The 279-nt window shown below is 45.5% G+C and carries 1 pseudogene; it reads right to left on the bottom strand.

From position 1 onward, the window contains the following. Positions 1-279: pseudogene (locus SB847_RS20865) on the bottom strand (hypothetical protein); the annotation flags it as partial.

Genomic DNA, 279 nt, shown 5'->3' with positions numbered 1-279 from the left:
GATGAGAATTGAACCGGTTTGTGGTTCTACCCCATATAACGGATTTATCTGACCTGTAATAGGGAACCAGCCAAGCTTTATGGCGAATAGTAATATCATTAACTGAGCTAGCCAGAAAACCGGGATTGAGTAACCAACCATAGCCAGACTTATTACGGTCTGGTCGGAACGCTGCCGGAATCTGGAGGCAGCAAATACCCCCAATGGTAAACCAAAAACAACGGCAACCAATAAGGCCAGAAGAATGAGCTCCATTGAGGCCATAAAGTGTTGAATGCC

This window comes from Bacillus sp. SIMBA_026, assembly GCF_046535335.1.
GTDB lineage: Bacteria > Bacillota > Bacilli > Bacillales > Bacillaceae > Bacillus > Bacillus velezensis.
Note: the sequence above shows the minus strand (reverse complement) of the source record. Positions and strands in the feature narration are given on the sequence as shown.